This window comes from Saccharopolyspora elongata (genome assembly GCF_004348985.1).
GTDB lineage: Bacteria > Actinomycetota > Actinomycetes > Mycobacteriales > Pseudonocardiaceae > Saccharopolyspora > Saccharopolyspora elongata.
In genome coordinates this window covers 191,101-212,570 of record NZ_SMKW01000002.1, presented here as the reverse complement: position 1 = coordinate 212,570, position 21,470 = coordinate 191,101, and the positions used below count along the sequence as shown (strand labels likewise).

The 21,470-nt window shown below is 71.4% G+C and carries 18 protein-coding genes; 6 read left to right on the top strand and 12 right to left on the bottom strand.

Features of this window, described 5'->3' with window-relative positions:
* Genes E1288_RS02680 through E1288_RS02665 form a run of 4 tightly spaced genes read right to left on the bottom strand, consistent with a single transcriptional unit; the run spans position 1 to position 6,194 of the window.
* Positions 1 to 1,554 (bottom strand): FAD-binding oxidoreductase, encoded by a 1,554-nt coding sequence (locus tag E1288_RS02680; protein WP_132480104.1) that lies wholly within the window; start codon positions 1,552 to 1,554, stop codon positions 1 to 3.
* Positions 1,551 to 3,221, bottom strand: a complete 1,671-nt coding sequence (locus E1288_RS02675) for a glycerol-3-phosphate dehydrogenase/oxidase (protein WP_235883293.1) — start codon at positions 3,219 to 3,221, stop codon at positions 1,551 to 1,553. The genes E1288_RS02680 and E1288_RS02675 overlap by 4 nt, the downstream gene beginning before the upstream one ends.
* A gap of 19 nt (positions 3,222 to 3,240) precedes the next feature.
* Positions 3,241 to 4,740 carry an FGGY family carbohydrate kinase gene (locus E1288_RS02670; protein WP_132480098.1) on the bottom strand — a complete coding sequence of 500 codons (1,500 nt, stop codon included), beginning with the start codon at positions 4,738 to 4,740 and terminating at the stop codon, positions 3,241 to 3,243.
* A gap of 20 nt (positions 4,741 to 4,760) precedes the next feature.
* Positions 4,761 to 6,194: an MFS transporter gene (locus E1288_RS02665; protein ID WP_207954136.1), complete on the bottom strand. Its 1,434-nt coding sequence runs from the start codon at positions 6,192 to 6,194 to the stop codon at positions 4,761 to 4,763.
* A gap of 309 nt (positions 6,195 to 6,503) precedes the next feature.
* On the opposite strand from E1288_RS02665, the gene E1288_RS02660 reads away from it, so the two are divergent.
* From E1288_RS02660 to E1288_RS02645, 4 genes are all read left to right on the top strand, one after another.
* The gene (locus tag E1288_RS02660) at positions 6,504 to 7,202 is read left to right on the top strand and encodes a FadR/GntR family transcriptional regulator (RefSeq protein WP_132480095.1); all 699 of its coding nucleotides are present in this window, start codon (positions 6,504 to 6,506) and stop codon (positions 7,200 to 7,202) included.
* Positions 7,203 to 7,262: 60 nt separating this feature from the next.
* On the top strand, positions 7,263 to 8,711 hold the full coding sequence (locus tag E1288_RS02655) for a four-carbon acid sugar kinase family protein (protein ID WP_132480092.1): 1,449 nt from the start codon (positions 7,263 to 7,265) through the stop codon (positions 8,709 to 8,711).
* A 117-nt stretch (positions 8,712 to 8,828) separates the two neighbouring features.
* Positions 8,829 to 9,731: an NAD(P)-dependent oxidoreductase gene (locus E1288_RS02650; RefSeq protein WP_132480089.1), complete on the top strand. Its 903-nt coding sequence runs from the start codon at positions 8,829 to 8,831 to the stop codon at positions 9,729 to 9,731.
* The gene (locus E1288_RS02645) at positions 9,728 to 9,967 is read left to right on the top strand and encodes a GntT/GntP/DsdX family permease (protein ID WP_132480086.1); all 240 of its coding nucleotides are present in this window, start codon (positions 9,728 to 9,730) and stop codon (positions 9,965 to 9,967) included. Before E1288_RS02650 ends, E1288_RS02645 begins: the two co-directional genes overlap by 4 nt.
* Before the next feature lie 59 nt (positions 9,968 to 10,026).
* Here the strand turns inward: E1288_RS02645 and E1288_RS02640 are convergent, their stop codons facing one another.
* Positions 10,027 to 11,481, bottom strand: coding sequence for a CehA/McbA family metallohydrolase (locus E1288_RS02640; RefSeq protein WP_165967959.1), 1,455 nt, complete (start codon positions 11,479 to 11,481; stop codon positions 10,027 to 10,029).
* 190 nt (positions 11,482 to 11,671) lie between these two features.
* Between E1288_RS02640 and E1288_RS02635 the strand changes: the two genes are divergently transcribed.
* Complete coding sequence (locus E1288_RS02635; protein WP_165967952.1) at positions 11,672 to 12,277, top strand: TIGR03086 family metal-binding protein; 606 nt, start codon at positions 11,672 to 11,674, stop codon at positions 12,275 to 12,277.
* Here E1288_RS02635 and E1288_RS02630 read toward each other — a convergent pair.
* The 3 genes from E1288_RS02630 to E1288_RS02620 form a co-directional block, all read right to left on the bottom strand.
* Positions 12,261 to 12,635 carry an MmcQ/YjbR family DNA-binding protein gene (locus tag E1288_RS02630; RefSeq protein ID WP_132480077.1) on the bottom strand — a complete coding sequence of 125 codons (375 nt, stop codon included), beginning with the start codon at positions 12,633 to 12,635 and terminating at the stop codon, positions 12,261 to 12,263. The two genes, E1288_RS02635 and E1288_RS02630, sit on opposite strands and share 17 nt — an antisense overlap.
* 160 nt (positions 12,636 to 12,795) lie before the next feature.
* Positions 12,796 to 14,256 carry an adenosylhomocysteinase gene (ahcY, locus tag E1288_RS02625; protein WP_132480074.1) on the bottom strand — a complete coding sequence of 487 codons (1,461 nt, stop codon included), beginning with the start codon at positions 14,254 to 14,256 and terminating at the stop codon, positions 12,796 to 12,798.
* Positions 14,257 to 14,633: 377 nt separating this feature from the next.
* Complete coding sequence (locus E1288_RS02620) at positions 14,634 to 15,398, bottom strand: gamma-glutamylcyclotransferase family protein (protein ID WP_132480071.1); 765 nt, start codon at positions 15,396 to 15,398, stop codon at positions 14,634 to 14,636.
* A 467-nt stretch (positions 15,399 to 15,865) separates the two neighbouring features.
* Here E1288_RS02620 and E1288_RS02610 point away from each other — a divergent pair, with 467 nt between their 5' ends.
* Positions 15,866 to 17,182: an amino acid permease gene (locus E1288_RS02610; protein ID WP_132480360.1), complete on the top strand. Its 1,317-nt coding sequence runs from the start codon at positions 15,866 to 15,868 to the stop codon at positions 17,180 to 17,182.
* A gap of 24 nt (positions 17,183 to 17,206) precedes the next feature.
* Here E1288_RS02610 and E1288_RS02605 read toward each other — a convergent pair whose 3' ends face one another.
* The 4 genes from E1288_RS02605 to E1288_RS02590 form a co-directional block, all read right to left on the bottom strand.
* On the bottom strand, positions 17,207 to 17,812 hold the full coding sequence (locus E1288_RS02605) for a DsbA family oxidoreductase (RefSeq protein ID WP_132480065.1): 606 nt from the start codon (positions 17,810 to 17,812) through the stop codon (positions 17,207 to 17,209).
* 31 nt (positions 17,813 to 17,843) lie between these two features.
* Positions 17,844 to 19,265 carry a selenium-binding protein SBP56-related protein gene (locus E1288_RS02600; RefSeq protein ID WP_132480062.1) on the bottom strand — a complete coding sequence of 474 codons (1,422 nt, stop codon included), beginning with the start codon at positions 19,263 to 19,265 and terminating at the stop codon, positions 17,844 to 17,846.
* Between the two features lie 103 nt (positions 19,266 to 19,368).
* Positions 19,369 to 19,653, bottom strand: a complete 285-nt coding sequence (locus E1288_RS02595) for a DUF1540 domain-containing protein (protein ID WP_132480059.1) — start codon at positions 19,651 to 19,653, stop codon at positions 19,369 to 19,371.
* Positions 19,654 to 19,736: 83 nt separating this feature from the next.
* Complete coding sequence (locus E1288_RS02590) at positions 19,737 to 21,398, bottom strand: AMP-binding protein (RefSeq protein WP_235883292.1); 1,662 nt, start codon at positions 21,396 to 21,398, stop codon at positions 19,737 to 19,739.
* Between the last annotated feature and the right edge of the window lie 72 nt (positions 21,399 to 21,470).

Genomic DNA, 21,470 nt, shown 5'->3' with positions numbered 1-21,470 from the left:
TCAGTCGAGCGGCCCGGTGCCGAACGACGTGGGCAGGCCCAGCTTGCCCGGGTTGAGCACGCCGCGCGGGTCGAGCGCGTTCTTGACCGCCTCGAACGCCGGGAACCCGGAGCCGAGCGCGTCGGCCAGGTACGGGCCGCGCAGCAGCCCGGACCCGTGGTGGTGGCTCAGCGCCGCGCCGTGCCGGATCAGCACCGCGTTGGCCGCGTCCCACGCCGCGCGGTACCACTGCCGCCGCTGCTCCGGCTCGACCTCGCCGCGCAGCGAGAAGTACAGGCAGGCGCCGTCGGTGTAGGCGTGCGACTGGTGCGCCGAGGACGCCAGCGTGCCGGGCACCGCGCAGATCGCGGCCACCACCTCGTCGTAGATGGCGGGCAGCTTCGCCCACGGCCCGGCCATCTCGAGGGTGTCGGCGACGAACCCGGGGCCGGGGGTGAAGCCGTCCGCGGACTTGCCGACCAGCATCCGCTCGTCCAGCCAGCGCTCGAACACCGCCTGGCCGTCGAGCTCGATGCCGTGCTCCGCGCACACCTCGGCGCTGACCGCGATGCTCGCGTCCACGATCACCGGGTCGCCTTCGTCGGCGATCAGCAGCAGGTTCGTGTCGGGGTGCCCGAAGTGGGTGCCGCTCTCCAGCTTGTCGTAGAGGCGCATCGCGGCCGGGGTCGCGCCGCGCTGCATGATCAGCCGGCAGGCCTCCAGCCCCTCGGCGAAGGTGTCGAAGCCGTAGGCGATGGCCTTGGCGTACTCGGGCAGCGGGTGGGTGCGCAGCCGGACCGAGGTGATGATGCCCAGGGTGCCTTCCGAGCCGACGAACAGCTGCCGCAGGTCGGGGCCGGTCGCGGCGCGCGGGTAATCGCCGAAGGTCGCCAGCGTGCCGTCGGCGAGGACCACGTCGAGCCCGACGACCATGTCCTCGATCTTGCCGTAGCGGGTGGACAGCTGGCCGGCGCCGCGGCAGGCGACCCAGCCGCCGACGGTGGAGATCGCGAACGCCGACGGCCAGTGCCCGGTGGTGGCGCCGTGGACCTCCTGCAGCTCCTTCTCGAAGACGTCGCCGAACATGCCGGCCCGGACCTCGACGACCTGCGATTCCGCGTCGAAGGAGACGATGCCGGTGAGGCCGCAGACGTCGAGCACGACGCCGCCGAAGACCGGCAGGGCCGCGCCGGTGACGTTGCTGCGGCCGGCGGAGACGGTCAGCGGCAGGGTGTGCTCGTTGCACAGCCGGGTCACGGCCTGGATCTGCTCGACGGTGCTGACCTCGACGATCACCGCGTCCGGGGTGGCCGGGCTGTCGGCGGTCTCGCCGATCATCGAACCCGCCCACCAGTCGCGGGTGCGCAGCACGACCTCGTCGCGGTCGGTGTGCACGGCGTCGGCGATGCCGCGCAGCGATTCCACGACCGCGCCCGGGACCTCGACCGCGGTGGTCTGCAGCGACGCCGCGCCCTTGCCGACCGGGGTGCCCGCGCCGTAGCGGGGCGGGGTCGGGGCTCCGACGACGTACTTGCCGCGGTTGAACGGGTGGGTGATGGTCTGGCGGCTGATCATGCCTTCTCTCCCAACAGGATCGACTTCTCGCGGGCGATGTCCGCCCGGTAGCTGCTTACTTGTCCGGCGATGGTGTCGGCGCTGAGCCCGAGCTCGGTGCCGAGGAGTTCACCGACGACCGGCGCGGCTGCCGCGGAGGCGTCGCGGGCGAACAACCGCAGCCGGGTGCGGCGGGAGAGCACGTCGTCGACCGAGCGCGCCATCTCGCACCGGGCCGCGTAGACGACTTCGGCCTTCAGGTGCGGTTGGCCGTCCACCAGCGGCTCGGCGAGCGCGGGGTCCTCGGCGATCAGCGCGCTCACGAAGCGCGACTCGGTGCCGTAGCGCCCGCCGAGGTGCGCGGCCGTGCCGCCGGAGGCGGTGACCGCCTCCGGGTCGTAGCCGGCGCCGCCGAGCAGCGGGAGCTTCGTGGTGCGGCTGCGGGTCTTCCGCCCGAGCAGCCCGGCGACCTTGTCCACCACGAGCTCGCCCATGTGGCGGCTGGTGGTGAGCTTGCCGCCGGTCACCGTGACCATGCCGCCGCCGCCCACGCTGATGTGGTGGTCGCGCCGCATGTCGAGGGTGGCGCCCTCCTTGCCGCCGACCAGCGGGCGCAGCCCGCCGAAGCTGCCGAGCACGTCGTCGGCGGTGATGCCGCTGTTGAAGGCGACGTTGGCGCCGTCGAGGAGGAACTCCATCTCCTCGCGCGTGCAGTGCACGTCGTCGACGGAGCCGTCGTAGTCGGTGTCGGTGGTGCCGAGGACGACGACATCGCCCCAGCGGGTGCAGGTCGCGCGGCGGGCGCGGCCCGGGATCGGCACCGTGACCGTGCAGTCGTTGCGGATCTTCGACCAGGGCACCACGATGTGCACGCCCTTGGCCGGGCGGACCTGCGGGCGGTGCGCGTCGTCGGCCAGCACGTCGAGCTCGTCGGTCCACACGCCGGTCGCGTTCACCACGACTCGGGCGCGTACGTCGATGTCCTCGCCGTCGGCGTGGACGACGGCGCCGCGCACCCGGCCGCCGTCCTTGAGCAGCCGCTCGACCTTCGCGCCGTTGGCGACGACCGCGCCGAGGTGGGCGGCGGTGCGCACGACGGTGAGGGTGAGGCGGGCGTCGTCGGTGCGGCTGTCGTAGTACATGAGGCCGCCCTTTAGTTGCTCCGCGCGCAGCGTCGGCGCGTGGGAGAGCACCTCGTTGGGGGTGAGCCGCTGGTGCAGGCGCCCGATCCGCCAGCCGCCGACCAGGTCGTAGGTCCACAGCAGACCCTCGAAGGCCTTCGCGATGCGGGGGTCGAAAACGCCTTCCTGCTCCAGGATCGGGAACAGGAACGGCAGGCGCTGCACCAGGTGCGGCGCGTTGCGGCGGAACCGGTGCCGCTCCAGCAGCGAGTGCCGGACCAGGTTCACGTTGCCCTGCTCGATGTAGCGCAGCCCGCCGTGCACCATCTTCGACGACTTCGACGACGTGCCGGAGGCGAAGTCGTCGCGTTCCACCAGCGCCACGGAGAATCCGCGGGAGACCGCGTCGAGCGCGGTGTAGGCGCCGGTGATCCCGCCGCCGATCACCAGCACGTCGAATTCCGCGTCGGCGAGTCGCCGCAGCGCCCGCCGGCGGTCCAGGATCACCGGAGCGCCGGGGGTGGCCTTCGCCGCGGCCGAGTTGGGCCGTCGGGACGGCAGTTTCATCATGATGTTCCTTCTTCGTTCAGGGCAGTGACTTCCGGAGCTCCCGCTGCCATTCGGCGCGCAGCTCCTGCCGTTCGTGTTCGGTGGTCGCGGGTTCGAAGGTGCGGCCGACGGGGCGCGCGCCGACGACCTCGTCGAGCGATCCCCACAGGCCGAGCCGGACGCCGGCGAGGTACGCGACGCCGCGCAGGCTCGCGGTGGCGGAGTCGGCCACCCGCTCGATGGGGATGCCGGAGAGGTCGGCCTGGCTCTGCATCAGCGCGTCGCTGGCCGCCAGCCCACCGCCGACGCGCAGCCGGGTCAGCGGTTCGTCCATCGTGGACCGGAGCCCGTCGGCGGTGTCGCACACGGAGTGCGCGATGCCTTCCAGGACGGCGCGGGCGATGGCGGCGCGGGTGGTGGCCAGGCTCAGGCCGGTCAGGCATGCCCGGGCGCCGGGCACCGCCAGCGGCGTCCGCAGCCCGGCGAGCGTGGGCACGAACCACGTGTCCCGGTCGCGCGGGTGCGTGGCGGCGAGTTCGCTGATCCGCTCGGCGGAGTCGAACAGCTGCAGGTCCTCGACCAGCCAGCGCAGCGCCGAACCCGTCGTCGACGTGTAGGCCTCCAGGCTGAATCGGCTGCGGCCGCCGGAGCGCCAGCCGACCAGCGCGAGCACGCCGTCGACGGCGTTGGCGGCGTCGGCCGGCTCGTCGCCGGTGAGGGCCCCGACGAAGGTGCCGGTGCCGTGCATGCACATGCCCTGGCCGGGTTCCAGCGCGCCCAGGGCGATCAGCGACGCGTGCTGGTCCCCCATCGCCGCGGCGATGGGCACCCGGATGCCGAGCACCTCGGGGTCGGTGTGCCCGAAGTCGCCGTCGTCGTCGGACAGCGGCGGCGCCAGTTCCTGCGGGTAGCCGACCGCGGCGAGCCAGCCCGGATCCCACGCGTGCTCGCGCAGCAGGTAGCCGCCGAGCGCCGCCGCGTTGCTGGCGGAGACGGCGTGCACGGTGCCGCCGTTGAGGTTCCAGCTCAGCCAGGTGTCGATCGAGCCGAACAGCAGCCGTCCGGCGTCCGCGGCCGCCCGCGCCTCCGGGTTCTCCGCGATCTGCCTGGCGGCCCACAGGAACGGCGACCGGCTGCCGACCGGCCGGCCGGTGCGCGGCAGCAGGACCGGGTCCCACTGCTGCGCCAGCGCTTCGAGTTCCGCCGCGTACCGGCGGTCCTGCCAGACCACGGCGGGCGCCAGCGGCTGCCCGGTGACCCGGTCCCACAGGACCGCGGTCGCGCGCTGCGTGCACAGCGCTACCCCGACGATCTCGACGCTGCTGTCCGCGGCCCACGCCACGGCCTGCCGCGCCACCTCCAGGGTGTGCCGCCAGAGCTCGCCGGCGTCCTGCTCGACCCGCAGCGGGTCGGGGTGGACCACCGCGATCGGCCGGTAGAACGACGGCCCGCTCGATCCGTCCGCCGTGACCACGGCCGCGCGCGTGCCGGTCGAGCCTTCGTCGATCGACAGCACGCCTCGTTGCGAACTGCTCATGCTGGTGCCTTTCTGCGCCGTCAGCGGGTGGCCGGCACCGGTGCCGGCAGCAGGTCGATGACCTCGTCGTCGGGGTCGATGCCGCTGCGCGTCGGGTCCCACTTGATGACAACGCAGGTGATGAGCCCGAGCAGCGGGACGACGGCCAGCGCCGCGATCGTCGGGCCGAGGCCGATCGACTCCTTGATCAGCGGGAACACGTAGAGCCCGACGACGCTGCCGAAGCTGCCGAGCATGCCCGTGATGCCGGTGCCGAGGGTGCGGATGTCGCTGCGGTAGGACAGCGCCGCGATCGACTTGCCGTTGGCGCCGGGGCCCGCGGAGTGGAAGAAGATGAACAGGAACGGCACGGTGAAGGCCAGCACGGTCGGCAGGCTGCCGAACCCGAGTCCCAGCACCAGCAGCAGCGCGAACGCCATCGCGTAGCCGACCGCCGAGCTCATCCGCAGGCCCATCCGGCGGCCCGCGTAGGCGGAGACGGCGCCGCCGATGATGCCGGCCGCGTTGAAGATCATCGATCCGACGGTGGCCTTCTCGAACTGCTCGCCGAAGATCGCGAGGCTGATCACCGGCAGGTACCAGCCGATCGCGAAGTACTGCATCGACTGGGTCAGCGAGATGAGCGTCGACAGCATCGTCCGCGGCAGGTAGGGCTTGCGGAACAGCACGCCCGACTGGCGGAAGCCGATCGACTGCTGCACCTCGGCGGGCGCGTCGGCCCGATCGCCCGGGACGGCGTCGAACCCGTAGATCCGGCGGAGGCTTTGCGCGGCGTCCGCGAGCCGCCCGCGGGATGCCAGCCACGACGGGCTCTCCACCAGGAACACCATCTGCAGCACGAACAGCGCCCCGGCGATGACCGCGGCCGAGCCGACCGACCAGCGCCAGATCTCCGCGCCGATGCCGAGCTTGTAGCAGATCAGCGTCAGCGCGAGGTTGGAGGTGGTGGCGATGTACCAGACGCACTGCCACAGGTTCAGCCGGCCCTTGAGCTTGGCGGGCGTGTACTCGGCGAGCATCGCCATCGCCACCGCGAAGTCGATGCCGTAGGCGACGCCGACCAGCGCGCGGCCGGCCCACACGGTCTCGAAGCTGCCCGCGTACGCGGTGAGCAGCGCGCCCGCGACGCCGATGATCTTGGCCAGCAGCAGCGGCTTGACCCGCCCGATCCGGGCGGCCAGCCAACCGCTGGCCGGGTTGAACAGGATCGCCACGGCCGGCGCCGTGGCGGTGAGCAGCCCGACCTGCCCGGGCGTCAGCGTCAGTTCCTTCACCATCGGCGAAAGCCCGGCGCTCAGCGCGGCGTTGGAGTAGGCGTCGAGGAACAACCCGCCGAGGATGAGGTACCAGAGGAAGCTGGCCTTGCTCGGCAGCCGTTCCAGCTTGTTGATCAACGCCACCACGTCGGAGGGGCCGGAGACCGTCCCTGCCACCGCGTTCGAAGGTGAGGCCACAGATCGCCACCTTTTCGAGGGAAGGCACTGGCAGCGATCCGGCGAAACGAAAAAAGGCACGACGAAGACCGCTGACAGTGGCTCTTCGTCTATGCCTGTCGTGGCGGAGACATTAACCGCGGCGCAACGCGGGCGTCAAGCGAAACGGGAGCACCCCGGGCAATTCGCGCACCGGACCGCCCTATGTGGACGGGCGCCACGACCTGCATCGATCCAGCGCCAACCGACCGGTTGACGGGGTTCGGCCCGGGCCTTATCGTCTGCTGCCATCAGACATCTGACGTCTGATCTAGAGGAGGATCCGCAGCAATGTCGCTGTCCGACCAACTCGCCGAGCGGCTGCTCAGCGCGATCATCGACGGCACGCACGCCCCCGGCAGCGCGCTGCCGCCGGAAGGCGAGCTCGCCGAGCAGTACGTGGTCAGCCGCCTCACCGTCCGCGAAGCGATCAAGGCGCTGCGCGTGCAGAACATCGTGCGCATCCAGCGCGGCCGCGGCACCTACGTCAACCCGCCCGCGCAGTGGACCGCGCTGGACCCGCTGATCCGGGCCGCCGCGGCCACTCCCCGGTCGAGCGCGGCGATCTCGGAGAGCCTCATCGAGGCCCGGCGGCTGATCGAGGTCGGCGCCGTCGAGCTGGCCACGGGCAAGCGCACCGACGACGACCTGGCGCAGCTGCGGAGCCTGCTGCAGGACATGCGCGACGCCGTCGACACCGACGACGTCGAGCTGTTCGTGGAGGCCGACATCGCCTTCCACGACGCGATCATGCGCGCCAGCGGCAACGCTTTCATCCCGCTGATGTTCGAGCCCTTCGGCCGGTTGCTGGTCGAAGGCCGCCGCGAGACCTCCGCGGTGCCCGAGATCCGGGCCAACGCCCTCGCGCACCACACCAAGATCCTGCGCGCGCTCGAAGCGGCCGACCCGGCGCTCGCGCGCCAGGCGATGGCGGACCACATGGCCCAGACCGCCGACGACCTCCGCACCCACGTGCTCTCCGACAACTGACCGGCTCTCCCGACCCACGCGTCGCGTGGGCACCTCCGCACGCCTACAGGAAGCAGCGCCATGCCCGATCTGCCCCAGGACCGCCCGATCTCCGCGGAAGAACTCCTCGCCGGACTGCCCGCCGTCCGCCCCGTCGCCCCGGCCGAGATCGCCGAGCGCATGGCCGGCGGGCCGCGCCTGGCCGTGCTCGACGACGACCCCACCGGCACCCAGACCGTCGCCGACGTCCCGGTGCTGACCACCTGGGGCGTCGACGACCTGCGCTGGGCGCTGACCCAGCCCAGCAGCACCTTCTTCGTGCTCACCAACACCCGCAGCCTGTCGGCCGACGACGCCGACGCCCGCAACCGCGAGGTGATCGACGCGCTCGCCCGCGCTGCGGACGCCGAAGGCGCCGACTTCGTGGTGGCCAGCCGGAGCGACTCGACGCTGCGCGGCCACTTCCCGCGCGAAACCGATCTGCTGGCCGAAGAGCTGGCGCAGCGCGGCAAACCGATCGACGGCGTCATCATCGTCCCCGCCTTCCCCGACGCGGGCCGGTTCACGATCGACTCGGTGCACTGGACCCGCACCGCCGACGGCATGCTCCCGGCCGGGCGCACGGAGTTCGCCAAGGACGCCACCTTCGGCTACCGCAGCTCGGACCTGCGGGACTGGGTGGCCGAGAAGACCGGCGGCCGGGTGCCGGCAGACCGCGTCCTGGCCATCACCGCCGCCGATCTCCGGGAAGGCGGCCCGGAGCGGGTCGCCCAGCTCCTCGACACCGTGCAGGACCAGCAGCCGGTCGTCGTGGACGCGGCCTGCGACGACGACATCCGCGTGCTGGCGCTCGCGCTGCTGCACGCCGAGTCCGGGGGCAAGCGGCTGCTCTACCGGGTCGGCCCGGCCTTCGTCCGCTCCCGCGCCGGTCAGGCCGGCGCGCCGCCGCTGGACGGCGAGGTGCTGCGCGGCATGGGCACCGGCGACGGGCACGGCCTGATCGCCGTCGGCTCGCACGTCGGCCTTACCACCAGCCAGCTCGACGGGCTGCGCGAGCTCGGCGGCATCACCGAGCTGGAGCTCGACGTGCCGGCGCTGCTCGACCCGGCCACCCGCGACGCCCACGTCGAAGCGGTCGCGCAGGCCGCCGCGCGGGCGATGTCCGACGCCGACGTGGTGATCCGCACCAGCCGCACGCTGGTCACCGGCGCCGACCCGGACGCCAGCCTGGCCATCGCGCGCGCCGTGTCCGCCGGCCTGGTCGACACCGTCCGCGCGGCCGTCCGCGCGCACCGCCCGGCGTTCGTCGTAGCCAAGGGCGGCATCACCTCCAGCGACATCGCCACCGCCAGCCTCGACATCCGCCGCGCGATGGTGCGAGGCACGATGCTGCCGGGCATCGTCTCGCTGTGGGAGCCGGTCTCCGGCGAGTTCGCGGGCATCCCGTACGTCGTGTTCCCGGGCAACGTCGGCGACCGGCGAGCACTCGCCGACGTCGTCGCCTCGCTGCGCGGCCACACACATCGTTGATGTTCAACAGTTCTCATCTGTCCACTTCGGACCTCATCGCACCGTCCCGGGCGGCCGCGCAGCGCTCCTGTGCCGTCCGCACGATCAACCTCCGCACCGCAGAACGGGGAAAGACGAATGCCTGAAACCTCCGCCACCCGCGTCGCCGTGATCGGCCTCGGCGCCATGGGCCTGCCGATGGCCACCCACCTCGCGCCCGCATTCCCGGTGACCGTCTTCGACATCGACGCCGGGCGCCGCGCCCAGCTCGCCGCCGCAGGCGCGACGGAAGCGACCACTCCTGCGCAAGCCGCCGGGAACGCCGACGTCGTGCTGCTCGCGGTCCGCGACCAGCAACAGGTCGAAGCCGCGCTGTTCGGCGAGAACGGCGCCGCCGAAGCGCTGAACCCCGGCGCCGTCGTGGTGCTCACCAGCACCGTCGGGCCCGACGCGGCCCGCGAAACCGCCGCCAGGCTCGCCGAATCCGGTGCCCGCCTCGTCGATGCCCCGGTCAGCGGCGGCCCCAACCGCGCGGGCAACGGCGACCTGCTGATCGTCATCAGCGGCGACGAGGACAGCCTCGACGTGGCCCGCCCGGTGCTCGACCGCCTCGCCTCCACTCTCACCGAGATCGGCCGGGAGCCCGGCGACGCGCAGGCGCTCAAGGCGATCAACCAGCTGCTCGCCGGCGTGCACATCGCCGCGGCCGCCGAAGCCGTGGCGATGGCCCGGGCGCTCGGCCTGGACCCGGCCACCGTCATCGACTCGCTGGGCAAAGGCGCCGCCGGATCGTTCATGCTCGCCGACCGCGGGCCCCGCATGATCGAGGCCTACGGCGACGGCGCGGAAGTCCGGTCCCGGCTGGACATCTTCGTCAAGGACATGGGGATCGTCGCCGGCATCGCCAAGCAGGCGCACGTCCCGACGCCGCTGGCCTCGGCCGCCCAGCAGCTCTACCTGCTGGGCGAGCGCGCCGGGCTGGGCGGCTCCGACGACTCCAGCGTCGTCACGCTCCTCTCGCCGAAGGAGGCGCAACGATGAGCCCTGCCGTGCTGCTGGGCATCGGCGCGGTGGGGATGGCGCTGCTGGCGCTGGTCTCGCTGGCCATGGGAGCCGGCGCGCTCGGCCTCTCGCACGTCAACGACGCCGGGTACTGGATGTTCGCGAAGCTCGTCGGCCTGGAGGTCGGCAGCGCGCTGCGCACCTGGACGACCCTGACGACGGTGATGGGCGTGACGGGATTCGCGCTGACCGCGGCGGTCTGGCCGTTCGTCTGAGGTCCGTGAGCGTTTTGGGGCGCTATGGCGCCCCAAAACGCTCAACGGCCCGCACGTCGCTACCTGGTGAGGAAGATCGGGTTCGTCATCGCCACCATCCGACCGGCCCGGCGAACCTCCGCACGCGCCCAGCGCGTGTAGCGCGGGTAGGTCGTCCAGCGCGTGGTGAGCGAGCCGGCGGCTGGGACTTCAGCGGTGTGCTCCGGCCCCACCTGGTCCAGCAGCCGCACGGTCGTGCCGGGCACGCCGCTGACGGTCAGCTCGAACGTCACGGGTGTACCCCTGTCGGCGGCGAGCCCCTCCCCGATGCCTGCGGTGCGCCGACCTTCGGTCGCCGTGAAATCCAGCTGAACGGCAGACGATTCGGCGAGCCATGAGCGCCCCGCACGCAGGCCGGCGAGCAACTCCTCCCGCCGCAGGCCGTCCGCGAGCACCACGGTTTGCGGGCTTCCGACGACGTGTTCCGGGTTGTGCGCGTCGGAGTTGCCGATCAGCGGAATCCAGTGGCCGGTGCGCAGCAACCCGTCCCAGTGGTTGACCGCCGCTTCCTCCTCGTCGGTCCAGCCCTGGTTCCACACCTCGACGAGATCCGCCAGCTCGTAGGCGAACTCGTAGGTGCAGCCGAAGCAACTGGCGAACGGGTGCGCGGCGGTGACCAGGCCGCCCGCCTGGTGCACCTGGTCGACGAAGCGCCGGAAGCTGCGCGGGTCGTCGGCGCGGTAGCGCCAGTCGATCCAGGTCCCGGGCGGCAATCCGATCGCAGGCCAGTGCCCGGAGCGCGTCGTGACCTCTTCGCCGTTGAGGATCAGCAGGTCGTCGGTCGCGTGCTCGCCCCACTGCAACGACGCCGACGAGGTGTTGTGCTCGGTGGAGGTGATGAAGTCCAGGCCGGCGGCGCGGGCGGCCGCAACCAGCTCCGCGGGTGTCCGGCGGCCGTCGGAGTGCACGGTGTGCAGGTGGCAGTCCCCGCGGTACCACGCGCGGCCCCGCTCCCGGGCCGGCGCGGTCTCGGGAGCGGGGTTGGGGCGGGCCGGCGCACCGGCCGGGCCGAATCGCAGCGTGATGTCGACGCGGTAGTTCATCCCCTGCGGCGCCACGGTGTAGGGGCCGAGGACGACGTGCCAGGTGCCTGGTGCGACCGGGCCCGGCAGGTAGCCCGGGGTGGCGCCGGCGGCGCTGATGGTGAAGCGGTCGCGGAACCCGCCCGACCAGCCGCGGAAGCCGCGCGCGTTGCCCAGCTCGTGCCCCTCCGGGCCGAAGATGCCGATGTCGCAGGCGTTTCCGCGGGTCCCGGGCGGGACCGCGGGCTTGTCGTAGGAGTAGGCCACCTCGATCTCGGCCACCCCGCGCGGCACCTCGACCGGCAGGTAGAACCAGTCTTCGATGCTCGGCCCGAAGGTGCCGGTGACGGTGCGGGTCTCCGCGCCCGCGGCCTGCTCGGCGAAGGCCACGCCCGGCAGCAGGTTCGCCGCCGCGATGACTCCTCCCGCGGCCAGGAAACCGCGCCTGCTCAGCAGATCCACCCATGCCTCCCATGTTCGAAGTGCCCTGGATCCAACCGCCGCGACCTGACCTGAGCGGGCACTGCGGATGAACCCCGCGCGGCGGGCGGCGGAATTCGCTGCCCGAGCGTGCGATGAGTTTTCGCCGACCCCCGCGTCTAACCGGGAAGCACCTCAGGCGAACAGCGAGGAGGACCATCCGGTGGACGAGCGAACCGCGATCGAGCCGGGGCTCTTCGGCGATGCCGCAACGCTGTTGGAGCGCGCCACCTGCTACGTCCTCGGCGCCGCGGCCGCTGTCACCACCGCGAGGCTGGCCAACGCCACTCCGTGCACCGGCTGGGACCTCCGGATGCTCGTCGCCCACGTCAACGATTCGCTGGCCGTTGTCGCCGACACGCTCGTGTCCCGCGTTCCGGATGACGGCGAGGATTCCGCCGACCCGGTCGAAACCTTGCGCAACCGCGCCAGGGTGCTGCTGGAAACCTGCCTCGCGCACCCGGACGACGTCCACGTCGGCGGGTTGCCCCTGGACGGCCGGATCGCCGCCGCGACCGGTGCGCTGGAGATCGCCGTGCACGGCTGGGACATCGCCCGGGCGTGCGGCCGGGACTCCCCCATTCCGGACGGCCTCGCGACGGCGCTGGTCCGGCTGGCACCGATGGTCGTCACCGAGGCCACCCGCCCGTTCCTGTTCCGGCCGCCCGTGGCGTGGTCCCGGCAGGCCGCGCCGGGCGAACGCCTCGTCGCCTACCTCGGGCGCAATCCTGTCGCTGGACCGGGCGGCGGCCTCACTCCTCGCGGCTGAGCGCGTTCCAGTGCAGCTTTTCCCGCTCGCGCTTGGGCAACGCGGCGACGACGAGGTCGTAGGAGTCCTCGATCATGTCCAGCACGAGCGGATCGGGCACGGTGCCGTCCAGGACGACCGTGTTCCAGTGCCGCTTGTTGAGGTGGTAGCCGGGCGTGATGGCCGGGTACGTCGCGCGCAGCTGAACCGCCAGCTCCGGCTCGCACTTGAGGCTGACCCGCAGCGGGTCTCCGCCCAGCCTGCTGATGGCGAAGATCTTGCCGGTGACCTTGAAAACGCTGTTGGTGTCGTCGAATGGGAACTCTTCACGCGCACCGGTGAGCGCGAGGCATGCGTTCTTGAGCTCCTGCGGCGTCATGCGAGCAGCGTAACGACCGCCGCCTCCCGGCCGGTGCAGGTCCGCACCGGGAGTCAATTTCATTTGGCACTGAAGTAATAGTGACCGCAATCTTCGATGAGCGCGCAAAGGGCTGGAGCCCGCCGCGGGCGCGTCGCGGCGGGCTCCAGGTCTGGTTCGATCAGTAGCGGTAGTGGTCGGGCTTGTACGGGCCGTTGACGTCGACGCCGATGTAGGCGGCCTGCTCCTTGGTGAGCTTGGTCAACTTCACACCCAACGCATCCAAGTGCAGGCGCGCGACCTTCTCATCAAGGTGCTTCGGCAGCACATACACCTGCTTCTCGTACTCCCCCGGCTTCGTGAACAGCTCGATCTGCGCGATCGTCTGGTTCGCGAACGAGTTCGACATCACGAAGCTCGGGTGCCCGGTCGCGTTGCCCAGGTTCAGCAGACGCCCCTCCGACAGCACGATGATCGAGTGCCCATCCTCGAACACGTACTCGTGCACCTGCGGCTTGATCTCCTGCTTGCGGACGCCCGGCACCTTCTCCAGGCCCGCCATGTCGATCTCGTTGTCGAAGTGACCGATGTTGCCCACGATCGCCTGGTGCTTCATCTCCGCCATGTGCTCCGCGGTGATGATGTTGAAGTTGCCCGTCGTGGTCACGAAGATGTCCGCGATCCCGACGACCTCTTCCAGGGTCGTGACCTGGTAGCCGTCCATCGCCGCCTGCAGCGCGCAGATCGGGTCGACCTCGGTGACGATCACCCGCGCACCCTGACCCCGCAACGACTCCGCCGAGCCCTTGCCCACATCGCCGTAACCGCACACCACGGCGACCTTGCCGCCGATGAGCACGTCGGTAGCCCGGTTGATGCCGTCGATCAACGAGTGCCGGCAACCGTACTTGTTGTCGAACTTCGACTTCGTCACCGAGTCGTTGACGTTGATCGCCGGGAACAGCAACTCCCCGGCCTTCGCCAGCTCGTACAGCCGGTGCACGCCGGTGGTGGTCTCCTCGGTGACACCCTTGATGCCCGCGGCGATCCGGGTGAACCGGCCCTTGTCGGCAGCCAGCGACTTCCGCAGGGTCTCCAGGATGACCTTGTACTCCTCCGGGTCGTCCTCGCCCGCGTTCGGCACCACACCGGCCGCCTCGAACTCGACGCCCTTGTGCACCAACAACGTGGCGTCGCCACCATCGTCGAGGATCATGTTCGGACCCTGGCCATCACCGAACTGGAACAACTGGTCGGTGCACCACCAGTACTCCTCCAGCGACTCACCCTTCCACGCGAACACCGGCACACCCGCAGGCGCCTCCGGCGTCCCGTTCGGGCCCACCACGACCGCCGCCGCAGCCTCATCCTGCGTCGAGAAGATGTTGCACGACACCCACCGGACCTCGGCACCCAACGCCACCAAGGTCTCGATCAGCACCGCCGTCTGCACCGTCATGTGCAACGAACCCGCAACCCGCGCACCCTTCAACGGCTGCGAATCCGCATACTCCTCACGAGTCGCCATCAGCCCGGGCATCTCGTGCTCGGCCAACCGGATCTGATGCCGCCCGGCCTCGGCCAACGACAAATCCCGGACAGCGAACTCCAGACCGCCGACCTTCTGCAACTTGACGCTCATCGCTACCTTCCCCTTGCAGGACTACTGATCTGAACATCCAAAGTGGAACGCCGAGATGGCCCGATCTGCTACTGAACTCGGGCGCGCAACCGCGAGATCTCGCCGGTCGGATTCGGTGCGGCGTCAGGCCGCCGCCGACCGCGAGGGATCGGCTCCGGGCCGCAATCTCAAGCCGCGCACAAAAAAAGCACCTCCCGTAGGAGGCGCCCTTACCGTGGTCTTCAAGCGGCTCGGCTGAGCGTGGCGGACGAAAGTCCGTTGCAGCGCCTCTCAGCCAGCGCTCGCGCCGTTGTGGCGCATCGTGTCGGTCAAACCCGGCGTGACCACATTCTGAAACCGGCTCAAGGGTTTGTCAAACGACTCCCGCCTCGCCGGACTCATCGATCCGCGCAGCGGGCGGCAGGCGGCTCGCCGGTGATTTCCGCGCACACCAATCCGTCGCCGGCGGCCGGAACACCGGAAAGGCCCAGCGCGGCGCGCTGGCCCACTTCGGCGCACCGCACCGGGCGGCCCTCGACCAGCAGCGGCGCGCGCTCGCGGGACGCGCCCGCGTAGGCCAGGACGTGCCGAAGTTCACTGCCGTCCTCCAGCCCGATCCGCTCTGGACCGTGCAGGCACACCAGGCGGTAACGGGCACCGCGTCCTTCGCACTCGTCGAGCACCCGGCGCTGTTCGGGTGTTGCGAGCCACACCGCGTGGTGTTCGACGACGTCCGGCGCGGTGGCCAGCACCGCCGGGCGCTGGCCGTCTCCCCTGGCCCGCAGCCCCGTCGCCCAGACGGCCGCGAGGCCGGTGCAGCGGGCGCGCAGCACGACCGCCGGCCCGGTCAGCCCCAGGTTCTCCCGCAACCAGGTGATCTTCGAGGGGCAGGCGTTCGAGCCGTAGGCCAGCACCGGCCGCCGATCGCGGAGCGGAGCCGCACCGCATTCCGCCAGCCACCGGTCGACGCATGGTTGCGCCGCGGCGGTGTGCACGCACCAGCCCGACGGCGCGGTGCCGTCCGGGGCGAGCGGATGACCGATGCCGTCGAGCTGGACGAACGAGAAGTCCGGCCGCGCACCGGGATACGGGGCCTCGGGGTATTCGGCGTCGGCGAAGCGGGTTCGCGCGGGGGGCTGGGCTTGCTGCTCGGGGAAGCACATGGCGGCAACAGCATCGCGTCGAAGGCGCCGCGGCGCTATGACCGCGATCGCAGATCACGCCCGAAGCGCAGTGATTTACGTCGTTCGCGCCGATTCGAACACGCTCGGTGCTCACCGGCGCCCACCGGACAACACGGTCCACATCGGACACGAGGCTGCGGCCTCGTGGTTTTCGGCATGTGAGATCGCTCTACTTCGTGGCCGCGGCTGCGTAACATGCCCAGCCATGGATTCCGGTTCGGTGCTCCTGGTCGCGCGCCGGCACGTCGACACGTGCCGGATCAGCAGCGCCGCCTGTCGCGGCTGACCGCACTCGCCTCCCCCACCGGTGCCGCGCGGGCCGCTGCCGCCTGCGCGCTCAGCGAACTGGAAGAACTCCGATGCCAGCCACAGACGCGACGCGCGACGACTCCGACACGACCACCGAGACCACCGGAGGCCTGGCCCAGGGCCTCAAGCGGCGGCACATGAGCCTCATCGCGCTGGGCGGGGTGATCGGTGCCGGCCTGTTCGTCGGCAGCGGCGTGGTGATCGGCTCCACCGGGCCGGCCGCGGTGATCTCCTTCCTGATCGCGGGCGTGCTGACGATCCTCATCATGCGGATGCTCGCCGAGATGACCGTCGCGCGGCCCGCGCTCGGGTCGTTCTACGCCTACGCCAGGGAGGCGCTGGGCGAGCGCGCCGGGTTCGTGGTCGGCTGGCTGTACTGGTACTTCTTCGTCATCGTCGTCGCCATCGAGGCGGTGGCCGGCGGCAAGCTCGTGCAGCTGTGGCTGCCGGAGGTCCCGCTGTGGGCGGTGAATCTCGTGCTGCTCACGACGCTCGCCCTGACCAACCTGGTTTCGGCCCGCTCCTACGGCGAGTTCGAGTACTGGTTCTCCTCCATCAAGGTCGCCGCCATCGTCGTCTTCCTGTTCCTGGGCGCGATCGCCATCCTCGGCTGGTGGCCGGATTCGCCCGGCGGGCTGGGCAATCTCACCGCGCACGGCGGGTTCGCCCCGCACGGCGTCGCCGCCGTGCTCGTGGCCGTGGTGCCCTGCGTCGGCTTCTACACCGGGGCAGAGATCGTCACCATCGCGGCGGCGGAGTCCGCCGAACCGCGCCGCGCCGTGGCGAACGCGATGAAGTCGATCATCCTGCGCGTGGTGGCGTTCTACGTGCTGTCGGTGCTCGTCGTCGTGGCCGTGCTGCCCTGGAACTCCCCGGCCATCGAGGTGAGCCCCTACGCTGCGGTGCTGCAGGCGCTGAAGATCCCGGGCGCGGGCACGATCATGAACGTCATCGTGCTCACGGCGGTGCTGTCCTGCCTGAACTCCGCGCTCTACACGTCGTCGCGGATGCTGTTCGCGCTGACGCGCCGGGGCGATGCTCCGCGCGGCCTGACCAAGCTCAGCCGCAGCGGTGTGCCCCGCCGGGCGCTGCTCGCCGGCACCGTCGTCGGCTACCTGTCGGTGATCGCCGCGTACGTCTCGCCCGACCTGATCTTCGCCTTCCTGGTCAACTCCTACGGCGCGGTGGCGCTGTTCGTCTACCTGATCATCGCGGTCTCGCAGGTGCGCCTGCGCAAGCGCCTCGGCCCGGACGGCGAATCGCAGCTCGCGCTGCGGATGTGGCTGTTCCCGTGGCTGAGCTACCTGACCATCGCGCTGATGGTCGTGGTGATCGCGGCGATGGCGGTGCTGCCCGACACCCGGTCGCAGTTCTGGCTCAGCCTCGTCACGCTCGCGGTCGTGCTCGTCGGCTACGAGGTCCGCCGCCGGAAGGGCGCCCCGCAGCCGGGCTGACGAGGCGCCTCTCCACTGTGGACGTCAGCGCGGGATGGCGGTGTGCTTGAACTCGTTGAGGTCGGTCCAGCCCAGCAGGTCCACCACGCGTTCGACGGTCGTGATGGACGCCGCCGGGTCGGCGCCCTGCGGGGCGCGGTTCATCAGGCGGACGAACACGGCCTGCTCGTCGACGATGAAGGTCGGCACGCCCCAAACGCTGTGCGAGGAAACGAAGGCCTCGTGCTCGGTGCGCACCTGCCCGAGCGCGGACCCGTCGTCGATGCGCGCGAACACCGCGTCGGCGGGAACGCCGTGGTCGGCGAGGACGCGTTGGACGACCGCGCGGTCCTCGAGGTGCAGTCCCTCGTCGTGCCGCGCCTCGAACAGGGCGCGGTGCACGGCCGGGAACCGGTCCGGGAACTCGTCCCGGACCACCACACCGGCCTGCAGGGCGAGGATCCCGCTGTCCTGCTCGGGTTTCTCCCAGACGCTGGGCTGGCCCTCCTCGACGTGCGCCTGGCCGAGGGAGAACGGCAGGTAGCGGACCTGCCAGTCGGCGCCGGCGGCCAGGCCGGTGAGCAGGTGCTCGTGCGCGTTGCGGGCGAACGGGCAGCGGTAGTCCCAGGTGACGGCGAAAGCGGAGGTCATCTTCGGGTCAACATCCTTGTCCGGTATCGGGTCATGGGTAGCAGTAGGAATCGGAAGAGGCGTCGCCGCCCTGCAGGCGTACCTGGTGGACCCGCCGGCCGCGGAATTCCGGGCCGTGCGGGAAGAAGCTCTCGTCGACCGCCAGTCCGCCGCCCGCGTCCGGGTCGGTGTCGATCTTGGCGAACCACGAGCCCACGCCGTCGGGGTAGAACTGGTCGTCCCACGACCCGTACAGCGAGTTCGTCAGGTAGATGCGCCGGCCGTCGCGGCTGACCTCCACCATCTGCGGCCCGCCGGCCAGCGGCCGGTCCGGCTCGGCCGGGTGCGGCACGCGGCCGGTGATCCCGCCGAGGCGGACCGAGCCGGTCTCGCGGGGCCGCGCCGGATCGCTGACGTCGTACTGCTTCAGCTCGCCGGTGCCCCAGCACGAGACGTACAGAAACCGGTCGTCGACGGACAGGTTGATGTCGGTGACCAGCGGCGGCACCGCGCCGAAGGGCTGCAGCGCGGGCGGGAGCTCCTCGGCCGGCGCCGGCTCGGCGGGAATGGTGATCACCTTGTCGGCCTGCCAGTCGCCGTTCTCGCGGTGCCAGCGCCAGACCGACGCCGACAGGTCCTCGGTGCTGACCACCACGCCGACGAAGCCCCAGGTCGCACCGGGGTCGTGCGACGGCCGCAGCTCCAGCACCATCTGGTGCTGCGCGCCGAGGTCCACGCGCTGCCGGTGGCGGCCCTCCGCCAGGTCCCAGAAGTGCAGGGCGTGGCCGTACTCGTTGTTCAGCAGCAGCTCCGGGACGACCCCGTCCTCGATCATCGAGGGCGTGCCCCACTCGCTGGTGATCAGGGTGTTCTGGTTGAGGTGCCACCAGGCGTCGTAGGCCAGGCGCTGCGGCCCTCGGTCGGTCTCCCACGCGCGCAGGACGTCGAACGTGTCGTGGTCGAGCACCGCGATGCCGCCGGGTCCGTCGTCCCCGTTCGCGCCGCCGAGGCAGGAGAGGTAGATCCCGTCCGGGCCGCAGTGCAGTGTGTGCGGCCGGGAGTAACCGGCCCCGGCCGCGAGCTCCTCGGCCGTCACGGTCCGCACCAGCCTCGGCTGCCGCGGGTCGGGATGGGTGTCGTAGATGTGCACGTTCGACGACCGCAACCCGGGTAGCAGCAGGTAGCGGCGCTGCAGGCCGTCCGTGTGGTGTCCAGCGTGGGCGAACGCGCTGCTGCACGCGTTCCAGCCGAAGTGGTGCAGTTCGTCGCCGCGGGTCGGCAGGTCGGCCCAGCCGACCACCCGGCCGAAGCTCGCCGACCCCGGATCGGTGTCGATGACCGTGAGCGCGTCCGGCTGCTGTCCGGACCGGTCGAACGCGACGACGTAGGCCAGGCGTTCGGCGGGCGCGGCGATGGCGTCGCCCGGGCTGCGGTAGAAGGTGGGATCGAGCTCGTGTCCGGTTGGAGAACTCATCACGTCTCCTCGACTGCAACGGCTTCGTCACCCAGCGTCTCGCCAACCGAACTGAGCGTCGAGGCCGTCCACATCGTAGGACCCGCGCGCCCGCCGGCCCCCGCTAAGCGGGTTGGTAGGTCAGGCAGTCGACGATGTCCTGCTGGTATCCGACGGAGATGCCCGGCGCCTGGCATTCGAGGTGGTCGTTGTACCGGCAGTCGGCCATCTTGCACGCCCCGACGTGGCCGATGGCGTTCGGATCGCCGCCGTCGAACTCGCCGCCGACGAAGGTGTCGCACTGCGCGTGGGCCGGTTCCCCGATGGTGATGGCCAGGGCGTGGCAGTTGTGGTCGTGGTTGAACGCGCAGTTCTCGGCCGTGCAGTTGTTCACCAGTGGCATTTCCATGTTTCCCCCTGGATCCGGTCGGTTGCCGAAGCGGTTCCCATGATGGACCGCGTGCGGCCGCCCGGCAGCGGATCCGGGGCCCGTCAGCGGGCGGCGCGGTGCCGCTCGCGGAGCAGGAAGCGCTGGATCTTGCCGCTCGGCGTTTTCGGGAGCTGCTCGACGAAGTGCACCGAGCGCGGATAGGCGTGCGCGGCGAACCTGCGCTTCACCAGCTGCTGGAGGTCCGCGACCAGCTCCTCGTCGCCGGTCCGTCCCGCGCGGAGGACGACGTAGGCCTCCAGGACCTCGCCGCGCAGCTCGTCGGGCACGCCGATGACGGCCGCCTCGGCCACCGCATCGTGGCGCACCAGGACGCTTTCGACGTCGAACGGCCCGATGCGGTAACCGGCCATGATGATCACGTCGTCGTCGCGGGAGGAGAAGAAGAAGGAGCCGTCGGCGTCCCGCGTCCCGGCGTCCCCGGTGAGGTACCAGCGGCCATCGGCGGAGAAGCGCTCGGCGGTCTTCTCCGGCGCGGCGGCGTAGCCGGTGAACCACATCAGCGGGCTGTCGGCGACGTGGAACGCGATGCGCCCCGCGGTGCCCGCGGGCGCGGGCTCGTCCCGGTCGTCGTGCAGCACCTCGGCGGACCAGCCAGGCAGGACGGCGCCCATCGAGCCGGGCTTGACCGGCTCGCGAACGCCATCGGCCCAGGCGTTGACGATGACCATGCCGTGCTCGGTCTGCCCGTAGTGGTCGCGCACCGCCACGCCCAGCCGCTCCTCGGACCAGGACACGACCTCCGGCGTCAGCGGTTCGCCCGCCGAGGACGCGCGGCGGAGCCTGATTCCCTCGGGCACGCCCGCCGGATCGGTGCGCAGGCTGCGGTAGACCGTTGGCGCGGCGGCGAAGTTGGTGACGCCGAACTCGCGGATGACCTGCCAGGTCAGCGCGGCCGAGAACCCCGCGTGCAGCAGGATGCTCCGGCGACCGGCCGCCAGCGGCCCGAGGATCGCGTAGTACAGGCCGTACGCCCAGCCCGGGTCGGCGGCGTTCCAGAACACGTCGTCGGCCCGGACGTCGAGGCCGAACTCCAGGTACGCCTGGAACGAGGCGAGGGCCTTGATCGGCACCGGAACGGCCTTCGGGGTTCCGGTGGTGCCCGAGGTGAACAGCTGGACCAGGATGCCGTCCCCACCCAGCCGGACGGGTTGCGCGGTCGGCTCGTCGCCGCTGTACCGGCCGAGCAGCCCGGCGACGGTCGGCTCGTCGGTGGCGTCCCCGGCGACGACGATCCGCCACGGCGCGTCGGCTGGGATGTCCTCGCCCGGCTCCAGCTTGGCGCGCTGGTCCTGGTCGACCACGACGACCTTCGCGCCGCTGGCGTTGAGCCGCAGGGCGATGGCGGGCGGCGCGAAGGCGGTGAACAGCGGCACGTGCACCGCGCCGCGGCGCCAGATGCCCAGCAGCGCCACGACCAGGTCGGCCGACTTGCCCATCAGCACCGCGACCGCGTCGCCCGGCTCGACGCCCAGGTCGGCGAGCGCGGCGGCGAAGCGCGCCGAGTCGCGGCGCAGCTCGCCGTAGGTGAGATCCCGGCTGGTCAGATCGGCCTCGACGACGGTGCAGGCCACGGCGTCCGCGGGGTGGTCGTCGCACAGCAGGTCCGCCGCGCACGCGTCCGGCGAGCCGAACCTGGCGAGCAGCTCGGCGACCCGTTGCGGCGGCGGTGTCGTCCCTGGTGCGGCGGTCGGCTCGATGCTCACGAATGCCCCTTCCCGCCGCATGCTCCTTTGCCGCGGCGTAGCCGGGCGTTATGCTCCGCGCCACACATCAGT

What these genes read in the sequence shown, in the direction of transcription:
- E1288_RS02680 (WP_132480104.1), bottom strand. Translation starts at nt 1,554, where the DNA reads ATGATCAGCCGCCAGACCATCACCCACCCGTTCAACCGCGGCAAGTAC.
- E1288_RS02675 (WP_235883293.1), bottom strand. Translation starts at nt 3,221, where the DNA reads ATGAAACTGCCGTCCCGACGGCCCAACTCGGCCGCGGCGAAGGCCACC.
- E1288_RS02670 (WP_132480098.1), bottom strand. Translation starts at nt 4,740, where the DNA reads ATGAGCAGTTCGCAACGAGGCGTGCTGTCGATCGACGAAGGCTCGACC.
- E1288_RS02660 (WP_132480095.1), top strand. Translation starts at nt 6,504, where the DNA reads ATGTCGCTGTCCGACCAACTCGCCGAGCGGCTGCTCAGCGCGATCATC.
- E1288_RS02655 (WP_132480092.1), top strand. Translation starts at nt 7,263, where the DNA reads ATGCCCGATCTGCCCCAGGACCGCCCGATCTCCGCGGAAGAACTCCTC.
- E1288_RS02650 (WP_132480089.1), top strand. Translation starts at nt 8,829, where the DNA reads ATGCCTGAAACCTCCGCCACCCGCGTCGCCGTGATCGGCCTCGGCGCC.
- E1288_RS02645 (WP_132480086.1), top strand. Translation starts at nt 9,728, where the DNA reads ATGAGCCCTGCCGTGCTGCTGGGCATCGGCGCGGTGGGGATGGCGCTG.
- E1288_RS02630 (WP_132480077.1), bottom strand. Translation starts at nt 12,635, where the DNA reads ATGACGCCGCAGGAGCTCAAGAACGCATGCCTCGCGCTCACCGGTGCG.
- ahcY (WP_132480074.1), bottom strand. Translation starts at nt 14,256, where the DNA reads ATGAGCGTCAAGTTGCAGAAGGTCGGCGGTCTGGAGTTCGCTGTCCGG.
- E1288_RS02620 (WP_132480071.1), bottom strand. Translation starts at nt 15,398, where the DNA reads ATGTGCTTCCCCGAGCAGCAAGCCCAGCCCCCCGCGCGAACCCGCTTC.
- E1288_RS02610 (WP_132480360.1), top strand. Translation starts at nt 15,866, where the DNA reads ATGAGCCTCATCGCGCTGGGCGGGGTGATCGGTGCCGGCCTGTTCGTC.
- E1288_RS02605 (WP_132480065.1), bottom strand. Translation starts at nt 17,812, where the DNA reads ATGACCTCCGCTTTCGCCGTCACCTGGGACTACCGCTGCCCGTTCGCC.
- E1288_RS02600 (WP_132480062.1), bottom strand. Translation starts at nt 19,265, where the DNA reads ATGAGTTCTCCAACCGGACACGAGCTCGATCCCACCTTCTACCGCAGC.
- E1288_RS02595 (WP_132480059.1), bottom strand. Translation starts at nt 19,653, where the DNA reads ATGGAAATGCCACTGGTGAACAACTGCACGGCCGAGAACTGCGCGTTC.